Annotated in this window: 14 protein-coding genes; 7 read left to right on the top strand and 7 right to left on the bottom strand. The window is 59.9% G+C overall.

All coding sequences use genetic code 11. The features are described from left to right. Positions 1 to 2: 2 nt before the first annotated feature. From MCRY_RS02130 to MCRY_RS02120, 3 genes are all read right to left on the bottom strand, one after another. The gene (locus MCRY_RS02130) at positions 3 to 2,267 is read right to left on the bottom strand and encodes a peptidoglycan -binding protein (RefSeq protein WP_085627834.1); all 2,265 of its coding nucleotides are present in this window, start codon (positions 2,265 to 2,267) and stop codon (positions 3 to 5) included. Between the two features lie 3 nt (positions 2,268 to 2,270). Continuing rightward, on the bottom strand, positions 2,271 to 3,461 hold the full coding sequence (locus tag MCRY_RS02125; RefSeq protein ID WP_085627833.1) for a biopolymer transporter ExbB: 1,191 nt from the start codon (positions 3,459 to 3,461) through the stop codon (positions 2,271 to 2,273). 72 nt (positions 3,462 to 3,533) lie between these two features. Further along, the gene (locus MCRY_RS02120; protein ID WP_085627832.1) at positions 3,534 to 4,064 is read right to left on the bottom strand and encodes a gamma-glutamylcyclotransferase; all 531 of its coding nucleotides are present in this window, start codon (positions 4,062 to 4,064) and stop codon (positions 3,534 to 3,536) included. Positions 4,065 to 4,131: 67 nt separating this feature from the next. Here MCRY_RS02120 and MCRY_RS02115 point away from each other — a divergent pair, with 67 nt between their 5' ends. Both MCRY_RS02115 and MCRY_RS02110 read left to right on the top strand, forming a co-directional pair. Further along, positions 4,132 to 5,109, top strand: a complete 978-nt coding sequence (locus MCRY_RS02115) for a DUF2125 domain-containing protein (protein ID WP_085627831.1) — start codon at positions 4,132 to 4,134, stop codon at positions 5,107 to 5,109. Between the two features lie 54 nt (positions 5,110 to 5,163). Next, positions 5,164 to 6,438, top strand: a complete 1,275-nt coding sequence (locus MCRY_RS02110; RefSeq protein WP_085627830.1) for an acetylornithine deacetylase/succinyl-diaminopimelate desuccinylase family protein — start codon at positions 5,164 to 5,166, stop codon at positions 6,436 to 6,438. Between the two features lie 99 nt (positions 6,439 to 6,537). Here the strand turns inward: MCRY_RS02110 and panC are convergent, their stop codons facing one another. Next, positions 6,538 to 7,380 carry a pantoate--beta-alanine ligase gene (gene panC / locus MCRY_RS02105; RefSeq protein ID WP_085627829.1) on the bottom strand — a complete coding sequence of 281 codons (843 nt, stop codon included), beginning with the start codon at positions 7,378 to 7,380 and terminating at the stop codon, positions 6,538 to 6,540. Continuing rightward, positions 7,377 to 8,210, bottom strand: coding sequence for a 3-methyl-2-oxobutanoate hydroxymethyltransferase (gene panB, locus MCRY_RS02100; protein WP_085627828.1), 834 nt, complete (start codon positions 8,208 to 8,210; stop codon positions 7,377 to 7,379). Before panB ends, panC begins: the two co-directional genes overlap by 4 nt. Positions 8,211 to 8,345: 135 nt before the next feature. Here panB and MCRY_RS02095 point away from each other — a divergent pair, with 135 nt between their 5' ends. Together MCRY_RS02095 and pdxR are read left to right on the top strand one after the other, a co-directional pair. Then, positions 8,346 to 9,821 carry an ABC transporter substrate-binding protein gene (locus MCRY_RS02095; protein ID WP_085627827.1) on the top strand — a complete coding sequence of 492 codons (1,476 nt, stop codon included), beginning with the start codon at positions 8,346 to 8,348 and terminating at the stop codon, positions 9,819 to 9,821. Positions 9,822 to 9,983: 162 nt separating this feature from the next. After that, on the top strand, positions 9,984 to 11,453 hold the full coding sequence (pdxR, locus tag MCRY_RS02090) for a MocR-like pyridoxine biosynthesis transcription factor PdxR (RefSeq protein WP_085627826.1): 1,470 nt from the start codon (positions 9,984 to 9,986) through the stop codon (positions 11,451 to 11,453). Here the strand turns inward: pdxR and MCRY_RS02085 are convergent. Continuing rightward, positions 11,446 to 12,486: an NAD(P)/FAD-dependent oxidoreductase gene (locus tag MCRY_RS02085; RefSeq protein WP_085627825.1), complete on the bottom strand. Its 1,041-nt coding sequence runs from the start codon at positions 12,484 to 12,486 to the stop codon at positions 11,446 to 11,448. The two genes, pdxR and MCRY_RS02085, sit on opposite strands and share 8 nt — an antisense overlap. A 47-nt stretch (positions 12,487 to 12,533) precedes the next feature. Here MCRY_RS02085 and mnmC2 point away from each other — a divergent pair, with 47 nt between their 5' ends. Further along, positions 12,534 to 13,208: a tRNA (5-methylaminomethyl-2-thiouridine)(34)-methyltransferase MnmC2 gene (mnmC2, locus tag MCRY_RS02080; protein ID WP_085627824.1), complete on the top strand. Its 675-nt coding sequence runs from the start codon at positions 12,534 to 12,536 to the stop codon at positions 13,206 to 13,208. Between the two features lies 1 nt (position 13,209). Then, positions 13,210 to 14,076 carry a DMT family transporter gene (locus MCRY_RS02075; RefSeq protein ID WP_085627823.1) on the top strand — a complete coding sequence of 289 codons (867 nt, stop codon included), beginning with the start codon at positions 13,210 to 13,212 and terminating at the stop codon, positions 14,074 to 14,076. Here MCRY_RS02075 and MCRY_RS02070 read toward each other — a convergent pair. Next, positions 14,041 to 16,005, bottom strand: a complete 1,965-nt coding sequence (locus MCRY_RS02070; protein ID WP_085627822.1) for a lytic transglycosylase domain-containing protein — start codon at positions 16,003 to 16,005, stop codon at positions 14,041 to 14,043. The two genes, MCRY_RS02075 and MCRY_RS02070, sit on opposite strands and share 36 nt — an antisense overlap. Positions 16,006 to 16,136: 131 nt before the next feature. Between MCRY_RS02070 and dapA the strand changes: the two genes are divergently transcribed. Continuing rightward, on the top strand, positions 16,137 to 17,012 hold the full coding sequence (gene dapA / locus MCRY_RS02065; RefSeq protein WP_085627821.1) for a 4-hydroxy-tetrahydrodipicolinate synthase: 876 nt from the start codon (positions 16,137 to 16,139) through the stop codon (positions 17,010 to 17,012). Positions 17,013 to 17,038 lie beyond the last annotated feature (26 nt).

Genomic DNA, 17,038 nt, shown 5'->3' with positions numbered 1-17,038 from the left:
GCCTATTGCTCGGTCAGTTTCAATTCGATCCGCCGGTTCTGCGCCCTTGCTTCGGCTGTGTCGTCATCATTGATCGGTTGGTATTCGCCAAAACCGTTGGCCGACAAACGGCGCGGCGGGATACCCAAATCGTCGATCATGTAGCGTACGACTGACAGCGCGCGCGCCTGCGACAACTCCCAATTGTCTGCGTAAAGCCCCTGCCCCGACAATGGTACGTTGTCGGTATGCCCATCGACACGGATGATCCAGTTGATACCTTCGGGAATGTCCTGCGATACGTCCCTAAGAATGGCGGCAACATTGGCCACCTGTGCACGCCCTTCGACAGACAGCGCCGCCTGTGCGGACGGGAACAAGACCTCGGACGAAAAGACGAAACGGTCGCCTTCGATTCGGACACCTTCGCGATTTCCCAAGACCTCACGCAGCCGCCCAAAGAACTCGGAGCGATACTGTTCAAGATCTTGGTTCTCACCCGCCAGACGCTGTCTTTCTTCTTCGAGCCTCTGCCGCTCTTGCTCAAGTCGGATGCGCTCTGCCTCTTCCAACTGACGTCGCCGCCGCTCCTCTGCCGCCACACGAGCCAAGGCCGTGTTCAATTCGCTGCCAAGGCTCTCAAGCTGGATTTGCGCTTCGACATCGCGCATGGTCGCTTCATCGAGAAGCGCCTGTAAGGACGACAACTGTCGACGCAATGCACCAACCTGCTGATTGAGCAATTCCGTCTGCCGCTGCGCTTCTATTGCGCGCTGGGTTTGCTCGTCCAATTCGCTGCGCGCTTGCTCCAACAAAAGCTGCCGCTGTTCGGCGTCTGTCAGACGGTCTTCAAGGGTGGTCTCTGCTGCGATCTTTGCCGCCAGTGCCGCCGCCAACTGATCGCGCGTGTCTGCCAACGATGCTTCCACGGCAGTCTGTTGGGCCAAGGCTGCGGCAAGGCGCTGCTCAAGTGTCTGTTCGCTTTCAGTGCGGGTCGCCGCTTCTGCCTGTGCGTCTGCCAACGCCTGACGCAAAGCCTCTACCGTTCCTTGCAATTCGGCGGTGGTCTGCTCTGACCCACTCAGATCAGAGGTCAGAGCGGCGTTTTCCGCTCGCAATTCTTCTAGCCTCGCTTCTAGCGCATTGGCCTCTGATACCCGGATCAAGGCCTGCGAAAGTTGTGCCTCCAACGAAGACATCGTTGTCCGATCAACCTGCGAGGCCGAAAGTTCCTGTTCAAGCAATGCAATCCGGTTGGCCTGTGCTGCCAATTGCGCCTGTAATGACGCTTCGGTCTCTTGCCCTTCGTTGGTCGCGGCCTCAAGTTGCGCTTGCAGAGAGGCTAGTCTTTCTTCGCTAGCGGCAATCGCTGCGTCCAAACGCGCTTGCAATGCCGCAGTCGAGTCCTGTCCTTCGACCAAAGCCGCTGCCAAACGCGCGTTCAGGTCTTCCTCTGCCTCTCGCGCGGCCGCCAAGAGGGTAAGCGTTTCTTCGGCCCGCGCCCGCTGCGCCTCAAGCGCCATAGTCATTGCCGTCAGTTCGGCATCCGCGTTCTCCAACCGCTCACGCAGGGCCTCTGCTGCGGCTGCCTCGACCAGTTTCGCCGTTTCTTCGTCGCTGAGCGCATTCTCGAGATCTGCCACTTGCGCGGTCAGCACCCCAACCTGCTCCGTCGTTTCTGCGTTTTCGGCGCGCAGATCCGCCACCAAAGCTTCCAGTGCTTCGCGCCGTGCCGCCGCCAATCGTGCCGCTTCAACCTGTTCATCAATCTCGCTGCGTGCCGTTGCCAAGGCGAGGTTCAAAGCCTCCTGCTCGGTCAGCAATTGGGCGCGTGCTTCGGAAAGCTCGGCCACCTGATCCCGTGCCGTGTCGCGCTCTGACAGCAACCCGGCAACCTGTTCTTCGAATGACGCGATCCGCGCATCGGCCGCCTCCAATGCTGCAGCCTGCCGGTCGCGTGTTGCCGACAAAGACGCAATGATCGCCTCTTGTTCAGTCAACCGCGCCTGTGTGTCATCCAGCGTTGCGTTCAAGGCGCCCAACTGGTTGGTCAAGGACGTGGTCCGCTGCTGCTCCACGCCCAGTGCGCGGGCGAGTTCCGCAATTTCAGAGGATAGCGAATTGAGTTCGTTCTCTTGTCCTGTAATCGTGTCGCGCAGAACCGCCTGCACCACCATGAAGATGGTCAACACGAACATCAGCACCAGCAAGAGCCCGGTCATCGCGTCGACAAAGCCGGGCCAGATCGACGCCTGGAACCGGGCACCGGTACGACGTGACAGTGCCACGGCCTAGCCCTCGCCCTTGTCGGCCTTACGCCCCGAATTGCGGGCCATGCGATCCAAAGCGCGCGCAATTGCGTTCAGATCAGTGCGCAATTCGGCCATCGTCTCCTGACGGCCCGCCGCCACTTCTTCGAGAATGCGCAACATCTGCACGTCGATCGACCGCAACCGCATCCGGCTTTCGGCATCGAGGCCCTCATTGTCGGACTTGTGCGCCAGGACGTCGATCAACCGATCCTGACTGTCGGCGATCCGGGCGAAAGCTGTCGCACTGGGCGCGGTGGCCTCCATCCGTTCGGTCATCCGCTCCAGCGTATCGCTCAGCTGACCCAGACGGTATTCCACTTCGGAGCGGCCTTCTTCGGACCGGGCGAACAGCAGCTGCATCGCTTCCATTTGCTCGACCATTTGGTCGAGGATGACCCCTGCGGTGCCCATGTCACCGGCGCCGTCTCCATCTCCGCTGGAAAAGCCCAGTTTGGTGATGGAACTCAGCCATTCCTCCAACTCGCGGTAAAATCGGTTCTGACCGTGCCCAGCAAAAAGCTCGAGCAATCCGACAACCAAAGACCCGGCAAGTCCCAGCAGGGACGATGCAAACGCGACGCCCATGCCCGACAATTGACTGTCCAAACCGTTCATCAGCCGGGCAAACACCTCAACGCCACTCTCCCCGTCTTCTGGCGCGAGCCCACGGATTGTGTCGACGAGCGCCGGCACAGTCGTAGCCAGACCATAAAACGTACCCAAGAGACCCAGAAAGATCAGGAGATTGACGATATAGCGCGTGATCTCGCGCGCTTCATCAATGCGCGTGGCCACGGAATCCAGAATAGACCGGGTCGAGGCAGTGTTGATTTGCATCCGCCTGCCGCGCGACCGTAGCAAAGTCGCCAAAGGTGCAAGCAACAGGGGTGCCTTGCTCTGGAACCCACCTTCCCTCTCTTGGGCAAATTTCTCGATCCAGCGCACCGATTGGATCAATTGCCAGACCTGCCAAAAGCACGCCAGTACGCCGAGAACGAAGACGAAGGCGATAAATCCGTTCAGATAAGGATTGGCTTGGAATACGGGTAGGACCCGGGGCAAGGCAAGAAAACCGCCAAACCCGGTCAGCCCCAAAACTAGGAGCATCATCAACACCTGACGGACAGGCTGTGAAAACTGTGGCTCGGCCTCGATGTCCGGCTGATCCATTCGGACAGTTCCTGACGCGTTTCTTGTTCTTCGTTGGCAACTCTAGGCGGTTCACCGCCAATCGCCAAGCGGTTAAGCGATCAGCGCTCGCACACGCGCGCAAAGCCAGTCCAACTCTGCATCTGGAATGCCCAATTCGGCCAGATGTGACGCCGTATTGAACAAATATTCACTGTTGGGTCCACGCCCACCGACCGCCGTTGCGATGATCCGCGCCTGTTCTTCCAAATCCAGCGATCCGCAATACTGAACATGGTCCGGATCGATCACATACGTGACCGCCAAAACCTCACGGCCATCTTTGAAGGTCAGCGGCAGAACCTTCTCAAGATAGGCAGAGGACACCAATTCTCGTTCCCGCAGGTAAGCCATCGTGGCGTCGTACTCGGCCTCGTGCATCTGCATCGCCAACCCGTCGCAAGCACCATTTGGATTCGCATCCAGTGCCAGCACCAAACCCGGATCATCCTCAGTACCGCGATGATGGATCGACCGCATGCAGAAACTGCGTGCGTAGCCCTCAAGCCGGGCATGAGCCGTTTCGACCGGCGTAAAGCCGGGGTTCCACAAAAGCGATCCGTATCCGAATACCCAAAGCGTCATGATGCTGGCCCTGCCTTTCAGCGCGCGGTAAACACCAAAGACACGGCAGACAAAAGGGGGTGCGCGGGTGAAACGTCTTCTTGCGGTGATCATCATGGCCACGCTGGCTTACAGCGGATGGTGGTTTTACGCGGCACAAGACCTGCGCAGCAGTGTGACGGATTGGTTTGACACACAGCGTAACGCGGGTTTGGAGGCCAAGTATGCCGACCTGACGGTACGTGGATTTCCGAACCGTACCGATCTGACCATCACCCAACCCATGATCGCAGCAAGGGATGGCACCCTCGACTGGCGCGCACCGTTTTTGCAGATTCTGGCGCTCAGCTACAAGCGCGGGCACGTGATCGTCGCATGGCCGGACACCCAAACGCTGACAACCAGAGAGGGCGACATCGCCGTCGTATCGGATGGGCTGCGTGCCAGCGTGATTCATGACGACGGCACACTCATTCGAAGCAACCTTGAATCCACCGTCTTGAACATGACAGGTCCAAACCAGACCCTGGCCATGGCAGACGTCAATGCCGCGCTGGAAAAGATCGACGCAGCCCCGGCGGCCTACCGTGTCGCCGTCTCAGTCGGCAGCCTTGCCGCCACGCCGCCACAGGCTACCCCGAATATTGGACCGGACTCGCTTGGGTCACTACGCGCCGAACTGGAACTCAGCTTTGACCAACCGCTTACGACGGAGGTCCTCTCAGGGTTGCCACCGAATGTAACTGAAATGGCCCTTACCCGATCCGAGATCAGGTATGGCGCCGTGACTTTCAGGGTCTCCGGAAATGCCACTTTCGACACAGACGGCCGGGCCACCGGAGAAGTCACCCTCACCGCTGAAAACTGGCGCGATGCCATTGCGGACGCACGCGAGAGTGGCGACTTGCCAACGGCCCTCGGCGACGGCCTTGTTGAGCTTCTTTCGATGCTGTCCACCTTCGGTGGCGCGCGGGATGCGCTTGACGTGACCCTCGGATTGGATCGCGGAACAGTCCTGATCGGTCCCATCCCGGTCGGGAAACTACCACCTCTAAACTGGCGCTGAGCCTTGCCAAGCCCGCCATGCACCGCAACACTGGTGGCAAACGCGAGGTGACACATGTCAGACGGGCTTTTCCAATGGATCGATGACGCGCGCGGTGATCTTATCACGCTGACGCAGGACTTGATCCGCATCCCGACGCTCAACCCACCTGGCGAAAACTACGCTGCGATCTGCGATCTCTTGGACGTGCGGCTTTCGCGCGCTGGGTTCGAGACCACTTGGGTCCGAGCGGAGGGTGCGCCCGGCGACAGCGACCGATATCCCCGCTGGAACCTTATTGCGCGGCACGAAGGCACTCGCCAAGGTGATTGCGTGCATTTCAACTCCCACACCGATGTGGTCGAAATCGGCCACGGCTGGACTCGCGATCCGTTCGGCGGCGCGGTGGAAGGTGACAAAATCTACGGGCGTGGCGCCTGCGACATGAAAGGTGGTCTTGCCGCATCGATCATCGCTGCCGAGGCGTTCATCACCCAACACCCGGACTACGCCGGAGCCATCGAAATCAGCGGCACAGCTGATGAAGAATCCGGCGGCTATGGCGGCGTGGCCTACCTCGCCGAAAAGGGCTGGTTCGACCCCAAACGGGTCCAACATGTCATCATTCCCGAACCACTCAACAAGGACCGTATCTGCCTTGGCCACCGTGGCGGCTGGTGGGCAGAGATCGAAACCAAGGGCGAAATCGCCCATGGCTCCATGCCGTTCCTAGGAGACTGCGCCGTACGCCACATGGGCGCCGTGCTGCACGCGTTCGAAGAAACCCTCTACCCCGCGATGGCGGCCCGGTGGACCGAAATGCCCGTCGTGCCCGAAGGCGCGCGGCAATCCACGATGAACATCAATTCCATCCATGGCGGCCAGCCAGAGCAACCCGCCGACTATACCGGCCTGCCCGCCCATTGCGTGCCGGACAGCTGCCGCATCGTCATCGACCGCCGCTTCCTGATGGAAGAACCCATAGAAGCCGTCCGGCAAGAGGTGATTGATCTTCTCGAAGACCTCAAGGCACGGCGCGCAAACTTTGACTACGAGATCCGCGAAATCAACCGTGTGATCCCATCAATGACTGACAAAACAGCGCCCATCGTCACAACCGTACACGACGCGATCCACGCAGTGCTGGGGCAAGACCCGACCTATGTCGCCTCACCCGGCAGCTACGACCAGAAACATATCGACCGGATCGGAAAGCTGAAGAATTGCATTGCCTATGGTCCCGGTGTTTTGGAACTGGCGCATAAACCGGATGAATGGATCGGCATCACCGACATGCTAGACAGCGCCAAGGTCATGGGGCGCAGCCTGCAAACCCTGCTGCTGCCCTGATCTTCTCTTTTTTCCAAATATCTCGGGGGTTTGGGGGCAGAGCCCCCAAGCTTTTCTGAAGACAGAAACGCCCACCTGCAAGAACGCAGGTCCGCGTGCTCACACGGCAATATTGTCGATCAACCGCACCCCGGCCAGCCAAGCCGCTGCAAAAAGACGGCCCGGCACATCCGCCCGTTCCAGCCCGTCCAACCCGTCCGCTGTACGCAATTCGAGGTAATCGACCTCAGTAAATCCAGCTTTATTCAACCGCGCCAAGGCGTCCGGCAACACGTCCGACATGGTCGCACCGCCACGCAAGGCCTCGGCTATGTCTTCCATCACTTCGTATAAAACCGACGCATAAACCCGCGCGCGATCGGACAACAGCAGGTTGCGCGACGACATTGCCAACCCATCCTCCTCTCGGATGGTCGGACAGCCGATCACCTGGATAGGAATGTCGAGGTCAGCCGCCATGCGCGCGACAACCTGCAATTGCTGGTAGTCTTTCTCACCGAAAAACGCCTTGTCCGCCTGCGTCTGCAGAAACAACTTTGCCACCACTGTCGCCACACCCTCGAAGTGTCCAGGTCGCGTCGTGCCGCATAGGCAGTCGGTCACACCGGACACAGACACCGTGGTCGCAAACCCCTCGGGATACATCTGATCCCCATCCGGCACCCAGATCGCATCCACACCAAACCGTTCCAGCTTGCGCCCATCCGCTTCTTCGGTGCGTGGATAATTGGCAAGATCCTCGGGGTTGTTGAACTGCTTTGGATTGACAAAGATCGTCACGATCACCCTGTCACAGACAGCCTTGGCCGCCGCGACAAGGCTCAGATGCCCATCATGCAACGCGCCCATGGTCGGCACCACGCCAACCACCTCGTCTGCGCGCTTCCACGGCGTGACAATTTCACGAAGCTGGGCCTTATCTCTGACAATCGGTGCAATCACGACTTTGCCTCCGGCACGGCATCCGCGAACACATGATCGACCGCCGGGAAGGCGCGTGTTCGTACCTCTTCAGCGTAGGCTGCAACTGCCGCTTCGGCCTGTTCACCCAAATTGGCATAGCGTTTGACGAATTTCGGTTTGAACTTGGTAAAAAGCCCCAACATGTCGTCGACCACCAACACCTGCCCATCGCACCCGGCCGACGCGCCGATGCCGATGGTTGGGATCGGCACGTCAGCCGTGATACGATCAGCCAGTGTCTGCGGCACCTTTTCCAGCACCACCGCAAAGGCCCCGGCCTCGGCCACCGCCTGAGCATCTGCCATCAACTGTGTGCCTGCCGCACCGCGACCCTGTACCTTGTAGCCGCCAAGAGTGTTGATCGACTGTGGCGTCAGACCGATATGCGCCATCACCGGAATACCGCGGGCAACCAGAAACGCGATGGTCTCGGCCATCCCCTGCCCCCCTTCAAGCTTCACCGCACCCGCGCCTGTTTCGGACATGATCCGTGCCGCGTTGCGAAATGCCTGCTGTGGGCTTTCCTCGTAGGACCCGAACGGCATGTCGACGACCATCATTGCCTGCCGCAACCCGCGCTTTACCGCTTGTCCGTGCAGGATCATCATCTCCATCGTGACGCCAATGGTCGAAGGCAGACCGTGCAGAACCATCCCGACGCTGTCGCCTACGAGCACAAAGTCACAATGTGCATCCATCAACTCGGCCATCGGCGTCGTGTAGGCCGTCAGACTGACGATGGGGGTACCACCCTTTCGCGCGCGAATGTCGTCTGGCAAAGGGGCGGTCTTTCGGGCGGTGGCGCTCATCCGGCGTCTCCTCTGGGTCGCATCTGAGCGCGCATCTAGCAGGGCCGCCCAATCCACGCACTGCGCAAATTGCAGCATGTGCTTGATTGCAGGACGATTCGCGCTGACAGTGATCACAACAACAGGAGGGACACCATGACACACCACTTCCTTCGGGGCGTTGCCCTCGCGGCGCTTCTGACTGCGCCTGCGATGGCGCAGCAGACCGATCTCACGATAGCGCTGCAACTCGAACCGCCACATCTTGACCCAACAAGCGCTGCCGCCGGGGCGATTGACTCGGTCCTTTATTCCAACGTCTTCGAAGGGCTCACGCGCTTCATGTCGGATGGATCGGTTGTGGCGGGTCTCGCTGAAAGCTGGGAGATCAGTGAAGACGGAACGATCTACACCTTCGCCCTTCGCGACAGTGTGACCTTTCATGACGGCACCACGATGGACGCCGAGGATGTGAAATTCACCCTAGATCGTGCCCGTGCCGAAGACAGCGCCAATGCACAGAAGTCACTGTTTGCCGGAATTTCTGAAGTCACCGTGATTGATCCGACCACGGTTGAAGTGAAACTCTCGGCGCCGGACGGTAACTTCCTGTTCAACATGGCATGGGGCGATGCGGTGATCGTGGCCCCCGAGAGCATCGAGAACATCAAGCAGACCCCCGTTGGCACCGGACCGTTCAAATTCGACAATTGGGTCCAAGGTGATCGGATCGAAATTAGCCGCAATCCTGACTACTGGGGCGACGCGCCCGCACTCGAAGCGGCGACATTCAAGTTCATCTCTGATCCCACCGCTGCCTTTGCCGCCATGATGGCGCAGGACATCGACGCTTTTGCAGGTTTCCCGGCTCCTGAGAACCTGCCTCAATTCGAAGCTGATCCCCGTTTTCAGGTTCTGGTCGGTTCGACCGAAGGCGAAACGATCCTGAGCACGAACAACAAGCTCCCGCCGCTGGATGACGTGCGTGTGCGCGAGGCCATCGCCCATGCCATCGACCGTCAGGCGATCATCGACGGCGCGATGTTCGGCCTTGGCACACCCATCGGCACCCATTTCGCGCCGCACAATCCCGATTACGTCGATCTGACAGCACAATCGAACTACGACCCCGAAAAGTCCAAAGCCCTTCTGGCAGAGGCCGGGTATGCCGACGGTTTCACCACAACGCTGAAACTGCCGCCGCCCTCTTACGCCCGGCGCGGCGGTGAGATCATCGCTTCTCAATTGCGTGCCGTGGGGATCGAGACCGAGATCACCAATCTGGAATGGGCGCAGTGGCTGGAAGAGGTGTTCCGGGGAAAGGATTTCGGCCTCACCATCGTCAGCCATACAGAACCCTTCGACATCGGCATTTATGCGCGTCCGGATTACTATTTCCAGTACGACAACCCCGCGTTCCAAGAACTCATGACCACCTTGGGTGCAACCAGCGATCCGGCCGCACGGTCCGAATTGCTGACTCAGGCCCAGACGATTATCGCGGATGACTTTGTCAACGGCTACCTGTTCCAGTTAGCCTTCCCAACAGTCGCGGATGCCCGCATCAAGGGACTTTGGCAGAACGCACCAACTCAGGCGACTGACCTGACCGGCGTGAGCTGGTCAGAGTAAATCACCTTTCCACCAACAGCATGGATGAGATCACGTTCTCATCCATGCTGGTTCAACAAGAATGACCACCCTGATTTCAAGACGCGTCGAAAGCTGCGACATGACGGGCTGACAACGTAAGACCAGATTGCCAAGCGCATAAGTCCAATCTACGCTCGACGGATGGCAATCCCGGTCGAAAACTTTTTCCTCAAGCCCGACACCAAAGGCACGCTGCAAGCCCGCATCCAACAGACGGTGGCCGAGGGCATTCTGTCAGGCCGGTTTCGCCGGGGCGAAAAGCTGCCGTCCAGCCGCAAACTCGCGCATCATCTCGGTGTCAGTCGGATCACCGTCACTTTGGCGTACACAGAGCTTTTGGCCAACGACTACCTGACCTCGCGTGGCCGATCCGGGTATTATGTCTCTGACGATGCGCCCGAGCCGCCGCAATTCGAAAATACGCCGAAACGGGAAGACACCGTCGACTGGTCCCGCGCGCTGGGTCAAAAATTCACCGGCGCAGTGGCTTTGGTTAAACCACAAGATTGGGCGCAGTACCGCTATCCGTTTCTGTACGGCCAAACCGATCCGCAATTATTCGACCACGCGAACTGGCGGCTTTGTGCGTTACAGGCGCTCGGGGCCAAAGACTTTGCCGCACTGACGCGTGATTATTACGATCAGGACGACCCGCAATTGGTCGAGTTCATCTTGCGCCACACCCTTCCCAGACGGGGGATTGCGGCGAAACCGGACGAGGTGCTGATCACGATGGGCGCGCAAAATGCGCTATGGATGACGTCACAGGTCTTGCTCAATCAACGGCGACATGCCGTGATCGAAAACCCCTGTTACCCAGCTTTGCGAGGCGTGCTGACTCACTCGCGCTGCCACCTGAGTGCGTTGGATGTGGATGAGGACGGATTGCCACCTGACCAGATCCCAGAAAACACCGATGTGATCTTCACAACGCCAAGCCATCAATGCCCAACTTCATACACGATGCCACTTGCCCGGCGGCAGGCCCTGCTGAACCGTGCACGTGCATTGGATGCGTTGATCGTCGAGGATGACTACGAATTCGAGATGGCCTATCTCAAATCACCGATGCCCGCTTTGAAAAGCCTCGATGAAGACGGGCGGGTGATCTATGTCGGCAGCTTTTCAAAGTCGCTCTTTCCCGGTCTCCGTCTTGGCTATCTTGTCGGCTCTGCCCCGTTCATCCGCGAGGTGCGCGCGCTTCGCGCCGCAATCCTGCGCCATCCTCCCGGCCTGACACAGCGCACCACCGCCTATTTCCTGAGCCTCGGACATTATGACAGCCTGATCCGCCGCACCGGCAAAGCGTTGAACGACCGGCGCGTGATAATGGAACACGCAATCGGCAAATACGGGCTGACAATCGCGGGCAAAGGGACATACGGCGGTTCAAGCTTTTGGATGCAGGCACCAGAACATGTCGATTGCGAAGACCTTGCCAAGCGTCTGAGCAAGGTTGGTGTTCTGATCGAACCCGGCACCGCCTTTTTTGCCGGAGAATCCCCACCGCGCAATTACTACCGCCTTGCCTACAGTTCGATCGCGCAGGCCCGTATTGACCCCGGCGTCGCCGAGATTGCCAAGGCCATAGAGGCGACGCCCGTCACATAGAGGCCTCGACACGGAACCCGTCTGGAATGCTGTCGCGCCCATCAAGCACCAGATCCGCCATCACGTCCGCCACTTTTGGCGCCATACCAAAGCCGATCTTGAAACCGCCATTGGCGATAAAGTGACCCTCGCGCCCTGGCCATGCGCCCAGCATCGGCGCACGTGATCGGGCACGCGGGCGCACCCCAGCCCAGCGATCCACCACCGGCGCATCTGCAAGTATCGGCATCGCAGCAACAGCACGGGCGATCAGATCGTCGCATTGCGCATCCAAACCATCCGGACTGTCGAACTCCCGCTCGCTGGTCGATCCAATGGCCACCGTCCCATTCGCGTGCGGAATGATATGCAAACCATCGACAAAGACCTGCGGCACAGGCCCCGCATCGTATCCTAAGGCAGCGGATTGCCCTTTGATCCCTGCCCCTACCGATTTGCCGATCTCTTCCGACAGCCCCAGCAAGCCCCGCCAACCAGTTGCCCAAATCACAGCGCCCCGATCCGGCGCATCCGACGCAACCACGACACCGCGCGCCCGCAACGCAGCAACCAAAGCCGCGCACGCCTGTCTTGGATGCATTCTGCCCGTAAGCGTGTCCCGGATCACGAACCCCCAGGGCGAGAGCGGCGCAAACACCCCGGCATCTTCGACTGAAATCACTTCCCAGACAGCCCGCCCCTGCCACAAGTCGCGCGCGCCATCACAGCGTGCCCGAGCCAACGCCAAGGCTTGATCATCGGCAATGGGCTGCAATCGCCCCGTGCGTCCATACCCTGGATCAACGCCACCGACCGACAGCACGTCAGCCCAGAACGCCTCGGCCATAAGCAAGCTTTCCAACTGAAACGCCTTCTTGTCGTTCCAGTTTTCCGGCACATGCGGCGCCAAAGCCCCGACCAAGCCCCCGCTTGATCCTGCTCCGGCGCCACAAGGGTCGACCACCTGAACGCGCGCGCCGCGCTGCGTCAGAACCCACGCGATGCTTAGGCCAAAGATCCCTGCCCCGCGCACCGTGATTTCGGGCATTGCCATTCCGGTCTCTCCTCGCCAAGCTCCAGCTGTCGCTAAGGTATGTCATCATGAAACTCCAGACGGAACCGCTCGACTGGCGCGATGGGGATGTTCCTGTCTCTCGCCGGTTCGATGATCCCTATTTTTCGCTCGACAACGGACTGGAGGAGACGCGCTACGTGTTTCTGACGGGCAATGACCTGCCCACGCGGTTCAGGGACGGGTTTCACATCGCTGAACTGGGATTCGGCACAGGCCTGAACCTCTTGGCCACGCTCGATCTCTGGCGGTCCAGCGAGCAGAAAGGTACGCTTCATTTCACCAGTTTCGAGGCATTCCCCATGCAACCAGACGACATGATCCGCGCGCAACAGGCTTTCCCCGACCTTGCCCCGATCGCCAACGAACTTGCCCCTTATTGGGCAAACGGCGCACGCAGGTTTACCTTGCCTGACCTGCAGTTCACTCTTGTCGAAGGCGACGCGCGCAAGACCCTGAACAACATGCCAACCCCAGCCGATGCCTGGTTTCTCGACGGCTTTGCCCCTGCCAAAAACCCGGAACTGTGGGAACCAGAACTCCTGTCTCTGGTGTCCCAAAAAACTGCTGCCAATGGCACCGCCGCAACCTACACCGCTGCTGGCCATGTCCGCCGCGCGTTGGGTGCGGCAGGCCTGACCACCACCCGTGTTCCCGGCTTTGGCCGCAAGCGGCACATGACCATCGCACGGAAAGCCTACTGACATGACCGAGACCAACAACCGCTTGGGCATCTGGCTCATGGTGGCGACCACATTTGTCTTCGCCATGCAGGACGGATTATCCCAACATCTGGCCAGCGAATACAACGTGCTGATGGTGGTGATGATCCGTTACTGGTTTTTCGCCGCCTTCGTCATGTTCGTCGCCAGTCGCAGGGCAGGAGGCCTTCGGGCTGCGGCAGCCACGACGCAACCGCTCCTCCAAGGGTTTCGCGGATTGCTGCTTGCGGCCGAGATCTGCGTCATGGTGCTTGGCTTCACCTATCTGGGCCTTGTGGAAAGCCATGCGATCTTCGCCTGCTACCCGCTTCTCATCGCGGCCCTGTCCGGCCCGATCCTTGGCGAACAGGTGGGCTGGCGGCGTTGGGCGGCGATTGGAGTCGGGTTCATCGGTATCCTGATCATTCTGCAACCCGGCTTCGGTGTGTTCTCTCCACTCGCTATCATCCCGGCGGTTTCCGCGCTGATGTTTGCCCTGTACGGCCTTCTCACCCGCTACGCCGCTCGCAAAGACAGCGCCGCCACCAGCTTTTTCTGGACGGGCACCGTGGGCGCGGTGTTCATGACGTTGATCGGCATCTGGTTCTGGGAACCGATGACTTCGACGGACTGGGCGATGATGGCGCTGCTCTGCGTGACCGGCGCAACCGGGCATTACCTGCTGATCAAATGCTACGACGTGGCCGAAGCCAGCGCCGTCCAACCCTTTGCCTACCTGCAACTGCCCTTCGCAGCGAGCCTTGGAATCATGGTTTTTGGAGAAGCGATCCGCCCCAACGTTGTCTTCGGGGCAAGCCTGATTGTGGGCGCGGGCCTATTCACCCTCTGGCGTCAGCGGCAAAAGGGTTGATCCCTTCAGCTCTTCCGAAAACGGCACCGGATGTGGGTCAAGCCCAAGCCGGGCACGGTATATCGGTAGACTTTCGGTGACGCGCATCACGTAGTTGCGGGTTTCGGTAAAGGGGATGTGCTCGATCCAATCGATGATATCCATCTCACCACGCCGTGGATCGCCTCGCTCCACCATCCAACGCTCAGGGCGGCTTGGCCCGGCGTTGTAGCCCGCCGCAATCATCACCGCATTGCCGCTGAACTGTTGTGCGAGGCGTTCAAGATAGGTCGCCCCAAGCACCGCGTTGTAGACCGGGTCGGTCAAAAGCTTGCCTTCCGAATATTCGACGTCCAGCCACCCGGCGACCTCTTGCGCCGTGCGCGGCATCACCTGCATGAGCCCCCGCGCGCCCACCGGCGAAATCACACCCGGATCGAATTCGGATTCGCGCCGCGCAATCGACAGAACAAGCTCGGTCGGCACTGGATGCTCAACCTGCGCAAGCGGATGCAAAGCGTAGTAAGGCGCATGAACCTCGTGCCCATATTGCGCCGCCCGCTTGCCCAGCATCACCTGCACATGCGGCAGGCCCAGATCCTCCAGCATTTGTCCCATCTGCCCAATCTGTGTCCGGTCAAGCGACTCGGCCAGATGTGTGAGGAAGCGTTCCGCCAGTACCTTTTCCTCGGCATCGAGCAGCAGGATTGCAGCGCTGAACACAGAGGATTGCGTGAAGGGCGCGTCGCGCCAATCCGGGAACACTTCGGTGCCTGCCAAAAGAGGATCCGGCGGCAAACCACCCGCCTCGGCAGCCAACAAGCCATAGAATGATGTCTGGTATTGCGCCCCAAACGCATAGGCCTGTGCTGCGCCCGTTGCATCCCCAGCCGCCTCCAACGCTCGGCCCAGCCAATACCCGGCACGGCCCAGCGAAATCGGAGATTCCACTCCGCCGCGCAAATCGCGGAAATGCTGGGCTGCACGCTCGGGCCTGTCGAGGAACCGCAAAGACAAGTACCCGGCCAGCCACTCCAGATCCGCAAAAGCAGACCCTTCCTCCAGATGATGACCCGCAGCCATGTCGTACGCCGTCTGATACTGCTTGTCCCACATGAGACGGCGAACAAGATCATCTCGCTGTCGCGCCCAGATGTCCGGCCGCCCCAAGGCTGCGCGCGACGCGGACCGCTCCAGCAGCAGTTCTACTGCATCATTTGTCCGACCCTTGCGCACACGCCATGCAAACCGTTCATAGGCCAGCCCGGCATCTGCGCTCAACGCGGCGGGCACTGCGTCGATCAGGGTGTCGACCCCAGAGGCGTCTTCACGCAGGGCCATGCGCGCTTCGGCCAGCGCACGCCAATCCTCATCCACAAGAGGTAACATCGCACGTGCGTTTCCAGCACTGCCCCGCCAAAGCATCGCATCGAGACGAGCCACGTGTTGCGGCTTGAGCAAATCGCCGTAACTCGCAAGAAAGGCGTCATGCTCATCTGATGTGAGCGTCAGACTTGTCCACGCCCGCAGAACCACGGATTCGGCCCCAGCGCGATCATCAGCCGTTAACAAAGCCCGCGCCAACGACAAAGCACCCGCTCCAGTTTCAGGAATATGATCGGCATAGAACCCGCGGATCGCATCGGCAGGTGCCGACGCCATGGCACCTTCGCTCTTTTCCTTGAGAAACGGCAGGCCCGGCCAATCGGCATTGCGTGACAGAAAATCCTGCACCTCGCGCGGCGATCCAAGCCCGGCGCGCAGATAGTGCCACAGGATCACATCCAGCGCCGCCTGCCCGTCACCACGGGCTTCGATCTGGGCTGCGGCCCAGTTGCCGTCGCGCATAAGGTCAATTGCCCGTTCCAGTGGCCGGGGATTTCCCTGCGCGAGAAGGCCAAGTGGTAGCGACAGAAGAACCACCGTCAGGATCGCGATACGCCGAAACATGGCTTGCATTTTCTCCGATGAAACAGGATAGACGGCTCGCTAAAGGATAACCCGCACCCCGCGACCTGCAACTCACATTCGCGGGACGGGTGCAACGGCGCAAGCGCCACACACGAAAAAGGAGCGTGACGATGTTCAAAGGGTCGATGCCTGCACTGGTCACACCGTTCAAAAACGGTGCAGTGGATTTTGACACGCTCAAACAACTCGTGGATTGGCATGTCGTTCAGGGCAGCCACGGGCTTGTCCCCGTCGGCACCACAGGTGAAAGCCCGACCCTGACTCATGAGGAACACGAAGAAGTCGTGACCTTCGTGGTCAAAGCCGCCGCCGGGCGCATCCCGGTAATTGCCGGTGCGGGTTCGAACAACACTGACGAGGCGATCCGGTTTTTGAAACATGCCGAAAAGGCAGGCGCACAGGCAGGCCTTGTGGTCACGCCTTACTACAACAAGCCGACACAGGACGGGCTGATCCGGCACTTTACCATGCTGCATGACAGCTGCGAGCTGCCGATCATCATCTACAACATTCCCGGTCGGTCGGTTGTCGACATGCTGCCCAAAACGATGGGCGAATTGGCGAAACTGCCACGCATCATTGGCGTCAAGGATGCCACCGGAGATCTGGCCCGTGTCTGCGCCCAACGCCTGACCTGCGGCAAGGACTTTGTCCAACTGTCGGGCGAAGATGCCACAGCGCACGGTTTCAACGCGCAGGGCGGTATTGGCTGTATCTCGGTCACAGCGAACGTGGCCCCGGCGCTGTGTTCGCAGATGCAAGAGGCGACGCTGGCCGGCGACTACCTCACCGCTCTCGAGATTCAGGACCGGCTTATGCCGCTGCATCACAGTATCTTTGTCGAACCGGGGCTGTGTGGTGCGAAATACGCCATGAGCCGTCTGGGCCTGTGTGACGAAGAGATGCGCGCACCGCTGTTCCCGGTATCACAGCCAACGCGCGACCTGATCGACAACGGCCTGCGCCATGCCGGACTGCTGAACTGAGCAGATTACTGCGATTGACCTAGTCA

Origin of the sequence: Marivita cryptomonadis, assembly GCF_002115725.1 — a bacterium.
GTDB classification, from domain to species: Bacteria; Pseudomonadota; Alphaproteobacteria; order Rhodobacterales; family Rhodobacteraceae; genus Marivita; species Marivita cryptomonadis.
This window is presented reverse-complemented; position numbering and strand designations above follow the sequence as displayed.

Excerpts from the sequence above, each read along its gene's own strand:
- MCRY_RS02125 (WP_085627833.1), bottom strand. The coding sequence starts at position 3,461 with ATGGATCAGCCGGACATCGAGGCCGAGCCACAGTTTTCACAGCCTGTC.
- MCRY_RS02120 (WP_085627832.1), bottom strand. The coding sequence starts at position 4,064 with ATGACGCTTTGGGTATTCGGATACGGATCGCTTTTGTGGAACCCCGGC.
- MCRY_RS02110 (WP_085627830.1), top strand. The coding sequence starts at position 5,164 with ATGTCAGACGGGCTTTTCCAATGGATCGATGACGCGCGCGGTGATCTT.
- panB (WP_085627828.1), bottom strand. The coding sequence starts at position 8,210 with ATGAGCGCCACCGCCCGAAAGACCGCCCCTTTGCCAGACGACATTCGC.
- MCRY_RS02095 (WP_085627827.1), top strand. The coding sequence starts at position 8,346 with ATGACACACCACTTCCTTCGGGGCGTTGCCCTCGCGGCGCTTCTGACT.
- pdxR (WP_085627826.1), top strand. The coding sequence starts at position 9,984 with ATGGCAATCCCGGTCGAAAACTTTTTCCTCAAGCCCGACACCAAAGGC.
- MCRY_RS02085 (WP_085627825.1), bottom strand. The coding sequence starts at position 12,486 with ATGGCAATGCCCGAAATCACGGTGCGCGGGGCAGGGATCTTTGGCCTA.
- mnmC2 (WP_085627824.1), top strand. The coding sequence starts at position 12,534 with ATGAAACTCCAGACGGAACCGCTCGACTGGCGCGATGGGGATGTTCCT.
- MCRY_RS02075 (WP_085627823.1), top strand. The coding sequence starts at position 13,210 with ATGACCGAGACCAACAACCGCTTGGGCATCTGGCTCATGGTGGCGACC.
- MCRY_RS02070 (WP_085627822.1), bottom strand. The coding sequence starts at position 16,005 with ATGTTTCGGCGTATCGCGATCCTGACGGTGGTTCTTCTGTCGCTACCA.
- dapA (WP_085627821.1), top strand. The coding sequence starts at position 16,137 with ATGTTCAAAGGGTCGATGCCTGCACTGGTCACACCGTTCAAAAACGGT.